General features: G+C 72.0%; 12 protein-coding genes. 9 read left to right on the top strand and 3 right to left on the bottom strand.

Annotated features, from left to right (window positions below; translation table 11 throughout):
• Positions 1-91: 91 nt before the first annotated feature.
• Positions 92-787, top strand: coding sequence for a GntR family transcriptional regulator (locus ACFY6U_RS04785; protein WP_390035064.1), 696 nt, complete (start codon positions 92-94; stop codon positions 785-787).
• 306 nt (positions 788-1,093) lie between these two features.
• Here ACFY6U_RS04785 and ACFY6U_RS04780 read toward each other — a convergent pair whose 3' ends face one another.
• Positions 1,094-1,375, bottom strand: coding sequence for an HPr family phosphocarrier protein (locus tag ACFY6U_RS04780; protein ID WP_007385204.1), 282 nt, complete (start codon positions 1,373-1,375; stop codon positions 1,094-1,096).
• Between the two features lie 176 nt (positions 1,376-1,551).
• Between ACFY6U_RS04780 and ACFY6U_RS04775 the strand changes: the two genes are divergently transcribed.
• The 5 genes from ACFY6U_RS04775 to ACFY6U_RS04755 all read left to right on the top strand — a co-directional run bounded on the left by ACFY6U_RS04775 (position 1,552) and on the right by ACFY6U_RS04755 (position 8,396).
• Positions 1,552-4,428 carry a GNAT family N-acetyltransferase gene (locus tag ACFY6U_RS04775; RefSeq protein WP_390035063.1) on the top strand — a complete coding sequence of 959 codons (2,877 nt, stop codon included), beginning with the start codon at positions 1,552-1,554 and terminating at the stop codon, positions 4,426-4,428.
• Between the two features lie 124 nt (positions 4,429-4,552).
• Positions 4,553-5,149, top strand: coding sequence for a DUF5998 family protein (locus ACFY6U_RS04770; protein ID WP_093498645.1), 597 nt, complete (start codon positions 4,553-4,555; stop codon positions 5,147-5,149).
• Positions 5,149-6,342: an alkaline phosphatase family protein gene (locus tag ACFY6U_RS04765; protein ID WP_390035062.1), complete on the top strand. Its 1,194-nt coding sequence runs from the start codon at positions 5,149-5,151 to the stop codon at positions 6,340-6,342. The genes ACFY6U_RS04770 and ACFY6U_RS04765 overlap by 1 nt, the downstream gene beginning before the upstream one ends.
• A 41-nt stretch (positions 6,343-6,383) precedes the next feature.
• On the top strand, positions 6,384-7,034 hold the full coding sequence (locus tag ACFY6U_RS04760) for a thymidine kinase (protein WP_351499019.1): 651 nt from the start codon (positions 6,384-6,386) through the stop codon (positions 7,032-7,034).
• A gap of 168 nt (positions 7,035-7,202) precedes the next feature.
• Positions 7,203-8,396 (top strand): IS701 family transposase, encoded by a 1,194-nt coding sequence (locus tag ACFY6U_RS04755; protein WP_390035061.1) that lies wholly within the window; start codon positions 7,203-7,205, stop codon positions 8,394-8,396.
• A 21-nt stretch (positions 8,397-8,417) separates the two neighbouring features.
• On the opposite strand, the gene ACFY6U_RS04750 is transcribed toward ACFY6U_RS04755, so the two are convergent.
• Positions 8,418-10,388 (bottom strand): GAF domain-containing protein, encoded by a 1,971-nt coding sequence (locus ACFY6U_RS04750; protein WP_390035060.1) that lies wholly within the window; start codon positions 10,386-10,388, stop codon positions 8,418-8,420.
• Between the two features lie 280 nt (positions 10,389-10,668).
• On the opposite strand from ACFY6U_RS04750, the gene ACFY6U_RS04745 reads away from it, so the two are divergent.
• The gene (locus ACFY6U_RS04745; protein WP_390035059.1) at positions 10,669-11,445 is read left to right on the top strand and encodes a 50S ribosomal protein L11 methyltransferase; all 777 of its coding nucleotides are present in this window, start codon (positions 10,669-10,671) and stop codon (positions 11,443-11,445) included.
• A 1-nt stretch (position 11,446) separates the two neighbouring features.
• Here the strand turns inward: ACFY6U_RS04745 and ACFY6U_RS04740 are convergent, their stop codons facing one another.
• Positions 11,447-12,562: a transaldolase family protein gene (locus tag ACFY6U_RS04740; RefSeq protein WP_390035058.1), complete on the bottom strand. Its 1,116-nt coding sequence runs from the start codon at positions 12,560-12,562 to the stop codon at positions 11,447-11,449.
• Between the two features lie 293 nt (positions 12,563-12,855).
• Here ACFY6U_RS04740 and ACFY6U_RS04735 point away from each other — a divergent pair, with 293 nt between their 5' ends.
• Positions 12,856-13,344, top strand: coding sequence for a cupin domain-containing protein (locus ACFY6U_RS04735; RefSeq protein ID WP_390035057.1), 489 nt, complete (start codon positions 12,856-12,858; stop codon positions 13,342-13,344).
• 94 nt (positions 13,345-13,438) lie between these two features.
• Positions 13,439-15,094, top strand: coding sequence for an FAD-binding oxidoreductase (locus ACFY6U_RS04730; protein ID WP_390035056.1), 1,656 nt, complete (start codon positions 13,439-13,441; stop codon positions 15,092-15,094).
• Positions 15,095-15,101 lie beyond the last annotated feature (7 nt).

Genomic DNA, 15,101 nt, shown 5'->3' with positions numbered 1-15,101 from the left:
CCCCCCGTCGGAAATTCCGGCTCATTGCAATAGAGTCACGGAACGGGCGCCACTCGGCGGCGTTTCACGGGGATTAAGGCGGAGGTCGGACATGCGTATTCCGGCGCACTCGGTATGCACGGCGATCCGGGACGACATCGTCGCGGGTGTCTACGAGCGCGGCAGCCGGCTCACCGAGGAACTCCTGGCCCGCCGTTACGGGGTCTCGCGCGTCCCCGTCCGCGAGGCCCTGCGCACCCTGGAGGCCGAGGGCTTCGTCGTGACGCGCCGGCACGCGGGCGCGTGCGTGGCCGAACCGACCGAGCAGGAGGCCGCCGACCTGCTGGAGATGCGCATGCTCCTGGAGCCGCTCGGTGCCTCCCGGGCCGCCCAGCGCCGCACCGAGGCCCACCTCAAGGTGCTGCGCGGACTGGTCAGGCTGGGGCAGGAGCGGGCCAGGCGGGGCAACAGCGAGGACCTGCGCTCGCTGGGCGGCTGGTTCCACGAGACCCTTGCGCAGGCCTCCGGCAGCCACGCCCTGACCTCGACGCTCACCCAGCTCCGCCACAAGATCGCCTGGATGTACACCGTGGAGACGCCGGCCAACCCCGTGGAGTCCTGGACGGAGCACGGCGCCATCGTGGACGCCGTGGCGCGCGGCGACGGCGACCGCGCCCGGGCGATCACGGCCCTGCACACCGAGCGCTCGGCGGTCTCCCACCGGCTGCGCTTTCCCGGCGCCACCGAACGGGCGAACGGTGTGAGGACTTCGCAACATCCCGTAAACGTGTCGGGCCTGCGGCATTAACACGCGCGCCGTATACAAAGGGGTGTTATTCGGCGGGGGCTGTTTTCCGTGCCCGAATTCACGCGCGTCAGGAATTAGCGGTCGCGCTTCTTTCGTGTGCGCGCGGTAAAGCCGGGCGTCCGGGTCTTCACAAACTCCGGGACGGGGTCGTCGTAAAGCCGTGGGCGGTCCCGTCGTGAAGTCATGTGCGGCTGTCATGGAATTGCGGCATGTGACGGCCGGCCCGGGTGGGGCGGCGGGAACGCGGCGAGGCCGCGCCACCCCCGAGGGGGTGGCGCGGCCTCGGACCGTGCGGGCGGCGGGTGCTCAGACGGTCTCGGGGAGCTCCTCGAGACCCTCGGCGACCAGCTTGGCCAGGCGGTCGAGGGCGGCGTCGGCGCCCTCGGCGTCGGAGGCGAGGACGATCTCCTCGCCGCCCTGGGCGCCCAGCCCCAGGACAGCCAGCATGGAGGCCGCGTTGACGGGGTTGCCGTCGGCCTTGGCGATCGTCACCGGGATACCTGCGGCCGTGGCGGCCCGGACGAAGATGGAAGCGGGGCGGGCGTGGAGGCCCTCGGCCCAGCCGACGTTGACGCGGCGCTCAGCCATGTGATGCTGCCCTTCGGTGTTCAGGGTTGTCTAGACCAGTTTCCCATATCGTGAAGCATGCCCGGAGGGGGCGTGAACCCCTCCGGGTGTGTCGTCGGACCGCGGCCTCGGTCCGACGTCCGTCCTCCACAGACTGCCTCGCGCCGTTGTCGGACGCGAGCCGTACTCTGGGGCCCATGCAGACCCCGGCGGACCCGCAGGACCGGCACGAGTACCCGTCCCACTGGGAGGCTGACGTGGTGCTGCGCGACGGGGGTACCGCGCGCATCCGGCCCATCACCGTTGATGACGCCGAGCGCCTGGTCAGCTTCTACGAGCAGGTCTCGGACGAGTCGAAGTACTACCGCTTCTTCGCGCCCTACCCCAGGCTCTCCGCCAAGGACGTCCACCGCTTCACGCACCACGACTTTGTGGACAGGGTGGGACTCGCGGCCACCATCGGCGGCGAGTTCATCGCAACCGTACGCTATGACCGCATTGGCGCCGACGGGACGCCCGCCTCCGCGCCCGCCGACGAGGCCGAGGTCGCCTTCCTCGTCCAGGACGCCCACCAGGGCCGGGGCGTCGCCTCCGCCCTCCTTGAGCACATCGCGGCCGTCGCCCGCGAGCGCGGGATCCGCCGCTTCGCCGCCGAGGTGCTGCCCGCCAACACCAAGATGATCAAGGTGTTCATGGACGCCGGCTACACCCAGAAGCGCAGCTTCGAGGACGGCGTCGTGCGTCTTGAGTTCGACCTGGAGCCCACGGACCGCTCCCTCGCCGTGCAGCGCGCCCGCGAGCAGCGTGCGGAGGCCCGTTCGGTACGACGCCTGCTGGCACCGGGGTCCGTGGCCGTGATCGGCGTCGGCCGCGCGCCCGGCGGGGTCGGCCGCAGCGTCCTCGGCAACCTGCGGGACGCCGGCTTCACCGGCCGCCTGCACGCCGTGAATCAGGCCTTCCCGGACGACCTCAAGGAGGTCGACGGGGTGCCCGCGCACCGCTCCGTGCGGGACATCGACGGGCCTGTCGACCTCGCCGTGGTCGCCGTACCGGCCGAGCACGTCCCCGAGGTCGTCACCGAGTGCGGCGAGCACGGCGTCCAGGGTCTCGTCGTCCTGGCCGCCGGGTACGCGGAGAGCGGTCCCGACGGCAGGGAGCGCCAGCGCGCGCTCGTGCGGCAGGCCCGCACGTACGGCATGCGCATCATCGGCCCCAACGCCTTCGGGATCATCAACACCGCGGCCGACGTCCGGCTGAACGCCTCCCTCGCACCCGAGATGCCCCGCCCCGGCCGCATCGGCCTGTTCGCCCAGTCCGGCGCCATCGGCATCGCCCTGCTCTCCCGGCTGCACCGGCGCGGCGGCGGCGTCACCGGCACCACGGGCGTCTCCACCTTCGTCTCCTCCGGCAACCGCGCGGACGTCTCCGGCAACGACGTCCTCCAGTACTGGTACGACGACCCCGAGACGGACGTCGTCCTCATGTACCTGGAGTCCATCGGCAACCCGCGCAAGTTCACGCGTCTCGCCCGGCGGACGGGGGCGGCGAAGCCGCTGGTCGTGGTGCAGGGGGCGGGGCAGGCGCCGCCGGGCCACGCGGTACGGGCGACGCGGCTGCCGCACGCCACGGTGTCCGCGCTGCTCAGGCAGGCCGGGGTGATCCGCGTCGACACCATCACCGAGCTGGTCGACGCGGGGCTGCTGCTCGCACGGCAGCCGCTGCCGGCGGGGCCGCGGGTGGCGATCCTCGGCAACTCGGAGTCGCTCGGGCTGCTGACGTACGACCGGTGCCTGGCGGAGGGGCTGCGCCCGGCGCGGCCGCTGGACCTGACGACCGGGGCGTCCGCGGCGGACTTCCACCGGGCGCTGTCGCGGGCGCTGGCGGACGAGTCGTGCGACGCGGTGGTCGTCACGGCGATTCCGACGATCGGGGAGGGGACGGTGGGGGACGCGGAGCTGGCGGAGGCGCTCAGGTCGGCGGCGGAGGGGGTTCCCGGGAAGCCGGTGCTTGTGGTGCACGTGGAGCTCGGGGGGCTGGCGGAGGCGCTGTCGGCTGCGGGCCGTACCGCACCGCAAGCGGCTGCACCGGCACCCGGTGGCGGTGGTGGTGGCGGTGCCCACCCTCCCCCACTCTCGGCTTCGCTCGAGCGGGGGGACCCCCATCGCCCTGCGGAACGCCTGCCCACCGCGGTACCGGCGAAACTCCCCTACTCCCGTCTCATCCCCGCCTACCCCGCCGCCGAGCGGGCCGTTCGAGCGCTTGCCGAAGCCGTGAAGTACGCGCAGTGGCAGCGGGAGGCCGCCGAGCCCGGGAAGGTGCCCGAGTTCGACGACATCGACGAGCAGGGCGCCGCCGAGCTGATCGGCGGGCTGCTCGAACGCGGCGAAGGGCTCACCATCGGCGTCGAGGAGACCTGCCGGCTGCTCGGCAAGTACGGCATCGACGTGCACCGCGCGCTGCCCGCCCCCACCCCCGATGCCGCCGTCGCAGCCGCCCGCGACCTCGGCTACCCCGTCGCCCTCAAGGCCACCGCCCCCCACCTGCGCCACCGCGCCGACCTGGGCGGGGTGCGGCTCGACCTGGCGGACGAGGAGCAACTGCGCCGGGCCTACGAGGAGTTGAGTGAGCTGTTCGGCCGGCCCGAGGAGCTGCGGCCGGTGGTGCAGCGGATGGCTCCCCGGGGCGTCGACACCGTCGTACGCGCCGTGATCGACCCGGCCGCCGGAGCCGTGGTGTCCTTCGGCCTCGCCGGGGCCGCCTCGCAGCTGCTCGGGGACATGGCGCACCGACTGGTTCCGGTCACCGACCGGGACGCCACCTCACTGGTGCGTTCGATCCGGACCGCGCCCCTGCTGTTCGGCTGGCGCGGCTCGGCCCCCGTCGACACGCCCGCCCTGGAGGAGCTGCTGCTCAGGGTCTCCCGGCTGGTCGACGACCACCCCGAGGTCGTCGCGGTCACCCTCGAGCCGGTCGTGGTCGCCCGGCAGGGCGTGAGCGTCCTCGGGGCCACCGTGCGCCTCGCGCCTCCGCCGGCCCGCGACGATCTCGGGCCCCGCACCCTGCCCGCCTACTGACCGCCCGCCGACCGGGACGAACGCCCGCACTCCTCGGCGGCGTTCGACGCGGCCGCGGGCGACCGCGGTGGCGCCGGACGCGGCCGCGCACGACTGGCCCGGGTCCCCTTGCCCACGGATTAGGATGGACGCCATGGCCAAGACCAGTACGACGACCCAGGGGCTGCGTGTCGCGATCGAGCGCAGCGGCTACTACCCGGCCCTCGTGGCCGAGGCGGTGGAGGCCGCCATCGGCGGCGAGCCGATCCGGTCGTACCTGGTCCACCAGGAGACGACGTTCGACCAGAACGAGGTGCGGCGGCACGTGACCGTGCTCGTCCTCACCGGCAACCGCTTCATCGTCAGCCACACCGACGAGCAGGCCGCCGACAGCACCTCCCCGACGCCGTACGCGACCACCTCGACCGAGTCGGTCAAGCTCGGCCGGATCTCGTCGGTCGTGGTGAGCCGGGTCGTGGCCAACCCGGAGCAGTACACGCCGGGCACCCTGCCCCGCGAGATCGTGCTGACCATCGGCTGGGGCGCCGTCTCCCGCATCGACCTGGAGCCCGCCGCCTGCGGCGACCCCAACTGCGAGGCCGACCACGGCTACACCGGCAACTCCACGGCGGACGACCTCAGCCTGCGGGTCAGTGAGGCCGGGGACGGCCCGGAGACGGTGCGCCAGGCGCTCGCCTTCGCGCAGGCCATCTCCGAGGCGACCGCGGACGTCACCCGCTGATGGCCTACGCCGCCTGGGACCATCCGGAACCCCTCGCCCTCGGCTCCGCGCCGCTGCCCGAGTACGGCAGCGGTTCCCTCGCCGACCTGCTGCCCACCCTGGCCGCGGGCATGGCCGTACCCGGAATGACCGCGTCGATCGCGGAGCTGACGCCCGCCGACCGCAACTGCGTCTTCCTGATCGACGGTCTGGGATGGGAGCAGATCAAGGCCCACCCGGACGAGGCGCCCTTCCTCACCTCGCTGCTCGGCAGCTCGCGCGGTGGCACGGGACGGCCCCTCACCGCCGGCTACCCGGCGACCACCGCGACCTCCCTCGCCTCCGTCGGCACCGGCCTGCCCCCGGGCGCGCACGGCCTGCCCGGCTACACGGTCCGCAACCCGCAGACCCGGGAGCTGATGAACCAGCTGCGCTGGCAGCCCTGGACCGACCCGGCCGCCTGGCAGCCGTACCCCACCGTCTTCCAGCTCGCCCAGGACGCCGGCGTGCACGCGGCCCAGGTCTCCTCCCCGCACTTCGAGCACACCCCGCTCACCAAGGTCGCGCTCAGCGGCGGAACGTTTCACGGGCGGCTGACCGGCGAGGAGCGGATGGACCTCGCGGCGGAGCAACTCGCCGCCGCCGACCGTGCCCTGGTCTACACGTACTACGCCGAACTGGACGGGGCCGGGCACCGCTACGGCGTGGACTCCGACACCTGGCGGGGCCAGCTCATGCACGTCGACCGGCTCGTGCAGCGGCTCGCCGAGCAGCTCCCGGCGCGCAGCGCGCTGTACGTCACCGCCGACCACGGCATGGTCGACATCCCCTTCGACGAACAGCACCGCATCGACTTCGACGAGGACTGGGAGCTGAAGGCAGGCGTCGCCCTGCTCGGCGGCGAGGGCCGGGCCCGGCACGTCTACGCGGTGCCCGGCGCCGCGAACGACGTCCTGACCTGCTGGCGCGAGGTGCTCGGCGAGCAGTTCTGGGTGGCCTCGCGGGACGAGGCCATCGCGGCCGGCTGGTTCGGCCCGCCGGACCGGTTCGAGGAGCGGGTGTACGACCGGATCGGCGACGTGGTCGCGGCCGCGCACGACGACGTCCTGATCATCGCCTCCGAGCGGGAGCCCAAGGAGTCGGCGATGGTCGGCAACCACGGTTCGATGACCCCCGCCGAGCAGCTCGTGCCGCTGCTCGAAGTACGCTCCTGACACCCTGCCCCCACGATTCGCCGAAAGGTGCTCAACTTCTCATGCCCGAGCTGGTGTTCTTCTCCGGAACGATGGACTGCGGGAAGTCGACGCTGGCGCTGCAGATCGCGCACAACCGGTCCGCGAGGGGGCTGCAGGGTCTGATCTTCACCCGGGACGACCGGGCGGGGGAGGGGAAGCTCTCGTCGCGGCTCGGGCTGGTGACCGACGCGGTCGAGGCGGTGCCGGGCATGGACCTGTACGCCCACGTCGTCGACCGGGTGTCGCAGGGCGGCAGGGTCGACTACCTGATCGTGGACGAGGCGCAGTTCCTGGAGCCGGAGCAGATCGACCAGCTGGCGCGGGTCGTCGACGACCTCGGCCTGGACGTCTTCTCCTTCGGTATCACCACCGACTTCCGCACCAAGCTCTTCCCCGGCTCGCGGCGGCTGATCGAGCTGGCGGACCGCCTGGAGACCCTCCAGGTGGAGGCGATGTGCTGGTGCGGGGCGCGTGCCACGCACAACGCCCGCACGGTGGGCGGCGAGATGGTGGTGGAGGGCGAGCAGGTCGTCGTCGGTGACGTGAGCAGCCCCGCGGCGGAGGTCGGCTACGAGGTGTTGTGCCGGCGCCACCACCGCCGCCGTGTGACAAGCGCTTCCGCCCATGCCGGCGCGCTCTCGCCGGACGTTCTGCCGGTGACCTCCGACTGATCTTGGGCTTGCCTCCGACGGGCCTCCGGTCGAGGGGGCCCGGCCGGCCCCCGGGGTGTGGCCGGGCAACCGTCGTCGCCCGCAGGTGTGTGCCCGGTCTACCTCCCGTTGCCGGGCGTGGGCGGCCAGTCTTGTGGCACAGCCACGGAGCTGGCGAACGGGGGAAACATGAACGCACAGGTTGTCTCCAGCCACCGAATACGATCAGGCGATCGGGACGTCACCGGCCTGGGTGACGAGTTCAGCGCGGCGCTCTTCGCGTCGTTCCGCCGCAGTGATCAGCGGCTGAAGGCGCGGCACTATCTGAGCGGGCTGCTGGCGGCGAAGGGACGCAAGTCGATCCGGAACATCGCCGCATCCGTCGGCGGCCCCGCGGCCGAGCAGAGCCTGCACCACTTCATCAGCAGCTCCACCTGGGACTGGTCGCCCATCCGCGAGGCCCTCGCCGGCCACGTCACGCAGGCGCTGGCACCACGCGCCTGGGTCGTACGGCCGCTGTTCATCGCGAAGGCGGGCGGGCACTCGGTCGGGGTGGAACGGCAGTTCGCCCCGGAGCACGGACAGGTGCTCAACGGCCAGCTGGCCTTCGGGGCCTGGGCCGCGACCGAGGGGACCAGCGTCCCCCTCCAGTGGCGGCTGCACCTTCCCGAGTCCTGGCTCGGAAACGCGAGCATGCGTCGCAGGGCGGAGATTCCCGACAGCGCCGAGGCGGAGACACCGGACGAGTGTGCGACGGCCGCGGCGCTGACCTTGCCGGACCGGTGGGGTGTGCCGAGGCGTCCCGTCGTGCTGGACACCCACGTGACGGGTCTCGGCGGGGTCGTCCGGCCCTTCGCCGAAGCGCGGATCCCCCTTCTCATCCGGGTGACGGCGAGTACCCGGCTGACCGTGGCGGACCGCGCCATGCCCGGGTACCGCGCGGGAACGCTGCCGGCCGGCCGCATCATGGAGTCCGCGCGGGGCCTGCGCCGTCCGGTGGGTGCCGCCCCGGGGCCGGTGCGGGGCACCACGCTCGCGGCGGCGGTCCGGGTACGGCTGCCCCGGCCGGACTCCGGGCCCGAGCTGTCGCTGATCGGCGAGTGGCACGAACGCGGAAAGGCGCCGACGGCGCTGTGGCTCGCGGCTCCGGCGACGGCACCGCTCGGTGATCTCGTGCGGTTGACCTGGCTTGCCCGGCGCGTGGCCCAGGACGAGAAGCAGATCGGCGAGCGGGTGGGCGTCCGCGACTTCGAGGGGCGCTCGTTCAGGGGCTGGCACCGTCACATGACCCTGGCCTCCGTCGCGCACGCCGTGTCGGTACTGGAGTCCGGGGCGGACGAACCGGACCGGCCGCGTCTTTGCGAGCTGCGGCCCTCCGCCTGACCTTCCTTGCGCCACCGGCCCCTAGTCCGCCGCCCCTTGCGGAGCCTGGCCACCGGTGTTCCCCGCCGCCCCGGAGTTCGCCTGCCGGTGCTGCAGGGTCCGCCGGGTGCGGTGCAGCCGCAGAGCCAGCTGGATCTCCAGTGCCCGCTCGGGTTCCAGCCAGTCGGCTCCGAGGAGTTCGGCGATGCGCTCCAGCCGCCTGGACACCGTGTTGGGGTGGACGTGCAGACTCGCCGCCGCGCGCGTCGGGCTGGCGGAGGAGGCGAAATAGGCGTCGAGGGTGCGGGTCAGCTCGGTGAAGCGCTGGGTGTCGTAGTCCAGTACGGGACCGATCACGGCCTCGATGTAGTCGCCGATGCCGTGGGTCTCGGAGAGCAGGACGCCGAGGAAGCCCATCTGCTGCGGGGTGGCGACACCACCGAGGTTGCCCAGTTCGGTGAGCGCCTCCAGGCAGCTGAGGGCCTCGCGGTGGGCCTGCGCGACGTGGCCCGGGCCCGAGACCGGCCCGGCAGCCCCGACCGTGACGGGATGTCCGACCACCGGCGCGAGCTCCGCCGACACGGCGGTGGCCGCGGCGAGCGGGTCCGCGCCGGGGACCAGCAGCGTCACACAGCCGTCCCGGAACTTCGTGAGCCCGGACATGCGATGGGCGTACGACGACGCCCACGCGGCGGCCCGGCCGCCCGGGCCTCCCTCGGGCCGGGCCACCACCATCACATGCGGTTCGTCGATGGAGATGCCGAGCCGGCGGGCCTGCGTCACCAGATGGCGCGGCTGCGGCCCGACGTCGCCGAGCAACTCCTCCAACAGCTCGTCACGGATCTGGTCGTGGGCCACGGTCGAGGTGCGCTGCAGCAACAGGATGAGGGCGACCGCCCGCGCGGTGAGCTGGAGCAACCGCACTCCGAAGCCGTCCGTGAGCGGTTCGTCGGGGACCAGCAGGACGGCGCCGAGGTTCTCGCCGCCGGCCGTGACCGGCGCGACCCAGCCGCCCTCGGTCATCGGCACCGGGCAGCCGGCCGCGTGGGCGTCGTAGGTCCACCTGAGCACGTCGGCCTCGGCGAGCTCGGGCGGTGTGCCGGTCACGACGACCTTGCGTCCGAGGCAGTCCCTGACGACCATCGCCCCCGACAGCTCCCTGACCGCCGCCTCGGCGAGGGTCTGCGGGTCGCAGCCGCTGAGCACCAGGTCGATCAGCCGGATGTAGGCGGCCTCGACGCGGCGCTGCACGTCGAGACTGCTCCGGGCGCGGGAGGTGTCCAGTTCCAGCTCGGTCACCTCGGCGCGGGTCTCCTCCAGCAGCCGCGCGCGTTCGATGGCGACGCCCGCGAGCTTGCCGAGCGACCGCAGGAGGCTGATCTCGTCCGGCGTGAAGTACCGCACCTTCCGGTCGGCGCCGTAGAGGGTGCCGAAGACCTTGGTGCCGTAGCCGAGTGGAACCGCCAGGATGGCGTGCAGACCCTCGGCCCGAACGACGGCATCGATGTCCGGGGAGTGCGGAATGTCCCTGTCGGTCAGGTAGTCGGGGCTCCAGGCGGGTGCCCCGCTCCGCTGGACGAGACCGCCGAGGCCGGAGTCGTCCGAGGTCTGCAGGCCCACGCTGCGCGAGGTGGTCTCGCCCTCCGCGGCGCGGATGGAGGACGCTCGGCCCTCGGCGTCCGCGTCGCGCAGTCCGATGTAGGCCATGTCGAAGTTCAGCAGCCGGCGTGCCCGGCGTGCGATCTCGTGCAGCAGCGCGTCCATGCCGTGCACCAGGGTGAGGTCGTGGGCGGTGTCCACGAGCGCGGCGAGCCCGGCCTCCCGCTGCTGCGCATGGCCGATCCGGGACTGGACGGACGAGGCCAGGCGGACGGCCTGGTCGAGCTCGGCGAGGGTGTCGTCGGACACCTCCTCCTGCCGGGCGGTGCGCAGCAGTTCCTCGAACCGCGCCGCCGGTGCCCCTTCGGCGAGCAGTTCCAGCACGGACATCGCATCGGGCGACGTGGCCGACACCAGTCCCTTCATCATCTTCCCCCGTGATCAAGCAAGTAGCTCCTTAGAGAGCCTAAGCTTGGGGACCTGCGGCGGCAACCACCGTCCGCGCTCGCCCGCGCGCGCACGGGTGGTGGCCGAGCCACCTCTCTCCCCGGCCGGATGTGTGGTCTGATCACCTGTCGCCCGTCGGGGACGGCACGGAAGGATCGTGCCGGGGCCCGTGATCACGGGGATACGAACGGTGACGGGGCACGTCGAAGGCGGTGCCCGTCACACAGAGGGGAACGTCGGGGGACGGATGTCCGAGATCAAGAGTTATCTACGTTCGCTCGAACGCAGCCGTGACTCCATGCGAGCGGAGCACCGGCGCGGGGAGTTCTCGTTGCGCGGCAGGGAGTGGGACCTGCTCGACACGGTCTTCGCCCCCGTGCACGCGGGCACCACCGAGATCGTCCTGGACCTGCTCGGCCTCTCCGATTCCGGCCGCCGCCCCTGGCGCGGCTCGTTCCTGGAGGTCGGCTGCGGCACCGGAGTCGTCGCCGTGACCGCCGCCCTCGCGGGCTGCGAGCGGGTCCTCGCCTGCGACATCAACGCCGAGGCCGTGACGAACACCGTGCTCAACGCGCGTCGGCACGGCGTCGCCGACCGGGTCCTGGCCGTGCACAGCGACCTCTTCGAAGCGCTCCCCGCCGGGCAGCGCTTCGACACCATCGTCTGGAGTTCGCCGTACGTCCGTGCACCGGAGGACTACCGGTTCGTCACTCCCCTGGAACGCGCCTATGTGGACCCCGGATACGAAGCGCACCGCAGGTATGTGGACGAGGCACCGCGCCGGCTGACGGACGACGGCCGGGCCCTGCTGCACTTCAGCAGCAGGGGAGACGCGGACGGACTGCACCGGATCGCCGAGGAAGCGGGACGGCAACTGAGGGTGCTCGCCCGGCACGTCGTCGTCGACCGGGGGGACGCGGTCGAGCACTTCCTGGTGGAGATACGTTCCGGCGAGTCCCGTCCGGAGCGGTACGGCAGTGCCGTGCACCGGGCCGGGCTCGTGGCCGGCCCGCCCGGACGGTGACTCAGCTCGTCTGAGTTGCCGTCAGGAGCCGGTTCCACGCGGCACGTTCGCTCTCGATCGCGGCGGTCTCCAGTTCGTGCGCGAGCGAGTCGAAGGCGATGCCGACCCAGCCGTACGCGTCCAGCACCCGGCAGGCCGGGCCGTGTTCACCCGACAGGGTGTCGCCGTGGAACCCCTCGTGGCGTTCCAGCGCTTCGAGCCCCTGCCGGGGCACGGCGTGCGAGGTCATCCAGGCGATGAGCCGTTCGACGCGGGTCACCGCGGCCCGTGGGGACTCCGGCGCGTTCTCCGACGTCCAGAGCAGGCGTTGGGGACGGGCGCCGCCGGCCACCAGGGAGCGCCAGTGCGGACCGCCGAGGCTCTCCTCGTAACGGCGGTAGACGAGCCGCGCGACGGCCACGCCGGCCTGTCCGCGCAGCGCGGCGGCGCGGGGGTCCGCCGAGCCGTCCAGCACGGCGTCGACGCGGGCGTTCAGATGGCCGACGTCCAGGGAGACGAGGGAGGCGACGGCGGACGCGGGGTGACCGTCGGCCGTGGCGCGCTCCAGGCCGCGGAAGTAGACGTCCACCGCCTGGGCGTACCGCTGCACGGAGTACACGGAGCTGAGGTGCACGCCGACCCCGTGGGCGAGCACGTCACCGGCGGCCGCAAGTCCCCTGCCCACGACGGGAATCCGGATCAGTACGTTGGGGCGGTCGACCATCTCCGCGAGCCGCCTGGAGTGGTCGGCCATGGCCCGGGCGTTCCCGGCCAGCCGGGGCGAGATGCCCAGGGAGACCCAGCCGTGCATGCCCTTCGTCGCCCGGAACACCGGTTCCAGCGCAGCGCAGGCTGCACGGGCGTCCTCGGCGATGAGTGCGTAGACGCGGTCCTCGGCCGGGGCGGCGGCGCCGGAGAGTCCGGTCAGCTGGTCCTGGTAGGCGGTGGTGTCCGAGACGGCGCGGGCGACGGCCGCGGGCCTGGAGATGACCCCGCCGACCAGCCCGTCGGCCACCAGCCGCTGCAGGCTGCCGTCGGCCAGCCGGCCGCGGTGGTAGTCGTCCAGCCAGAGGGTGACCCCCTCCGCCGCGAGCTGGTCCGGGACGCCACTGCGTTGCGAGCGCGGCCACGTGGTCAATGACTGCCTCCGTTCCAGCAGCCGAACAGGATGCAAAGGGCAGCCGCGATTCTAGGCCCTGGCATTTCTCTTTTGTGCATGCGGCGATAAGGCCGAGTTACTGCGTGATCACGTCGCGGCGACCTGACAAAGTATGCGTCACGATTTGCGTGACGGCTCGTCATGTGCCGCGCCCCGGGCCGTCGGGTGACACCTGACAAACTAAGTCCGGGTGCGTTGCAGGCGGTGAGGGCGGCGTGTGAGGCTCCCGGAGGACTGGTGAGCGAGTAATCGCAGTGTTCTCTGGAGGGGCCTTGACCGCAGAGCTCGACGGACGGTCGCCGGTGATTCGCCGCGACGGCGAGGGGATTTCCCGGCTCTGGGGAAAGGGGTCGGTGGTCACCACCAAACTCGCCGCCGAGGAGACCGGCGGCGCGGTGGGGATCACGCACTTCAGCGCGGTGATGGGGGAGCGCGCACCGCGCCACACCCACACGCTGGAGGACGAGATCTTCATCGTCGAGGGAGGGGAAGTCGTCCTCACCGTCGGCGACCGCACCGAAATCGTCAACGGCGCCGGCGTGCTGTTTCTTCCGCGTGGCGTGCCGCATTCCTACCTGGTGGAGAGCGAAACCGCCCGTTTCTACGTCATCACCACTCCCGGTGGATTCGAGAGGTTCTTCTCGGAGACCGGCTATCCGATTCGACTGCGCGGTTCGGCACCGGTCGGCGACGCGTGGTCGGCCGACCGCACCGCGGAATTCTCGGAGCGTCTCGGACTCGGCCTGATCTGGGGCGACTGACCACCCGGCAATTCCCGGACCCGGTACGGCCGTCCACCCGACCCTGTACGGCTGTCCACAAGCTTGCACCGACACAGAAAGAGAACGCGGTTCCATGAAAAGACGAAGTGTCCTGGCCGGCACGGCCGCCGCGATAGCCGCCACGACCCTGGAGACCGCCCCGACGGCGACGGCCGACACCGCTGCCTCCGCCGCCCCCGACGCTGTCACCGTCCTTCCGGGCGACCCCCGCTACGCCGACCTCGTCGTCGGCAACAACTCCCGCTGGGTGGCCCGGCCCGACTCCGTCCGGCTGGTGCGGACCACCGGGCAGGTGGTGCGCGCCGTTCAGGAGGCCGTGGACGGCAACAAGCGGATCTCGGTGCGCAGCGGCGGCCACTGCTACGCGGACTTCGTCTTCAACCCCGAGGTCCGGGTCGTCATCGACACCTCCCTGCTCGACACCGTCGCCTACGACGAGAAGCTCAACGCCTTCGAAGTGGGCGCGGGAGCGACGCTGCTCCATGTCTACGACTCCCTCTTCAAGGGCTGGGGCGTCACCATCCCCGGCGGCATGTGCTACTCCGTGGGGGCGGGCGGACACATCAGCGGTGGCGGCTACGGAATGCTCTCCCGGCGGCACGGCCTGACCGTCGACCACCTGTACGCGGTCGAGGTGGTCGTCGTGGACGCGAGCGGCAGGGCCCGCAGCGTGGTGGCCACGCGCGAGGCCGCCGACCCCAACCGCGACCTGTGGTGGGCGCACACCGGTGGTGGCGGCGGCAACTTCGGCGTCATCACCCGGTACTGGTTCCGCAGCCCCGGCGCCACCGGCACCGACCCCTCCGCGCTCCTGCCCAAGCCCCCGAAGGAGGTTCTCGTCAGCGCGCTCGCCCTGCCCTGGAGCGAGCTGGACAAGGACGCCTTCACGTCGCTCGTGCAGAAGTTCGGCGCCTGGCACGAGAAGAACGGCTCCGCCGACTCCGCCGCGGCCTCGCTGTGCAGCTTCCTGATGATGAACCACCGGGCGAACGGCAGCATCGGCCTGCTCACCCAGATCGACGCCACCGTCCCCGACGCCGAGAAGGTGCTCGACGACTTCCTCACCGAGGTCACCTCCGCGCTGTCCGACACGGCCGTACGCCCGATGTCCGAGCCGGTCGGCGAACTGGCGGCGCTGCCCGACCTGTTCACACCGCAGCGACTTCCGTGGCTGCACTCCGTCAAGCTGCTGGGCACCAGCAACCCGACCCTGACCAATCCGACGCTGCGCGGCCACCACAAGTCCGCCTACCTGCGCAAGAACGTCACCACGGCGCAGGCCGCGGCGATGTACCGGCACCTGACGCGCACCGACCAGGAGAACCCCGCGTCCATGGTCGTCCTCCTCTCCTACGGCGGGAAGATCAACACCGTGGGCTCCGGCGACACCGTGTCGGCGCAGCGGGACTCGATCTTCAAGGGGCTGTTCCAGAGCTTCTGGTCGGACGCCGACGACGACGCCGCGAACATCGGCTGGGTGCGTGACGTGTACGGCGAGGTCTTCTCGGCCACCGGGGGCTATCCCGTGCCGGGCGCGGCCACGGACGGTTGCTACATCAACTACCCGGACGCCGACATCACCGACTCGAAGGTCAACACCACCGGCGTGCCCTGGTACACGCTCTACTACAAGGGCAACTATCCGCGGCTGCAGCAGATCAAGGCCGCGTACGACCCCCGGAACACCTTCCGGCACTCGCAGTCCGTCACCCTTCCCGACCACACGTGAGGCGAGC

It is taken from the genome of Streptomyces sp. NPDC013157 (assembly GCF_042899865.1).
In the GTDB taxonomy this organism is placed as follows: Bacteria; Actinomycetota; Actinomycetes; order Streptomycetales; family Streptomycetaceae; genus Streptomyces.
The sequence above is the reverse complement of the archived record's forward strand: the minus strand, read 5'-3'. Positions and strand labels throughout refer to the sequence as shown.

What these genes read in the sequence shown, in the direction of transcription:
- ACFY6U_RS04775 (WP_390035063.1), top strand. Translation starts at nt 1,552, where the DNA reads ATGCAGACCCCGGCGGACCCGCAGGACCGGCACGAGTACCCGTCCCAC.
- ACFY6U_RS04770 (WP_093498645.1), top strand. Translation starts at nt 4,553, where the DNA reads ATGGACGCCATGGCCAAGACCAGTACGACGACCCAGGGGCTGCGTGTC.
- ACFY6U_RS04745 (WP_390035059.1), top strand. Translation starts at nt 10,669, where the DNA reads ATGTCCGAGATCAAGAGTTATCTACGTTCGCTCGAACGCAGCCGTGAC.
- ACFY6U_RS04785 (WP_390035064.1), top strand. Translation starts at nt 92, where the DNA reads ATGCGTATTCCGGCGCACTCGGTATGCACGGCGATCCGGGACGACATC.
- ACFY6U_RS04755 (WP_390035061.1), top strand. Translation starts at nt 7,203, where the DNA reads ATGAACGCACAGGTTGTCTCCAGCCACCGAATACGATCAGGCGATCGG.
- ACFY6U_RS04780 (WP_007385204.1), bottom strand. Translation starts at nt 1,375, where the DNA reads ATGGCTGAGCGCCGCGTCAACGTCGGCTGGGCCGAGGGCCTCCACGCC.
- ACFY6U_RS04730 (WP_390035056.1), top strand. Translation starts at nt 13,439, where the DNA reads ATGAAAAGACGAAGTGTCCTGGCCGGCACGGCCGCCGCGATAGCCGCC.
- ACFY6U_RS04760 (WP_351499019.1), top strand. Translation starts at nt 6,384, where the DNA reads ATGCCCGAGCTGGTGTTCTTCTCCGGAACGATGGACTGCGGGAAGTCG.
- ACFY6U_RS04765 (WP_390035062.1), top strand. Translation starts at nt 5,149, where the DNA reads ATGGCCTACGCCGCCTGGGACCATCCGGAACCCCTCGCCCTCGGCTCC.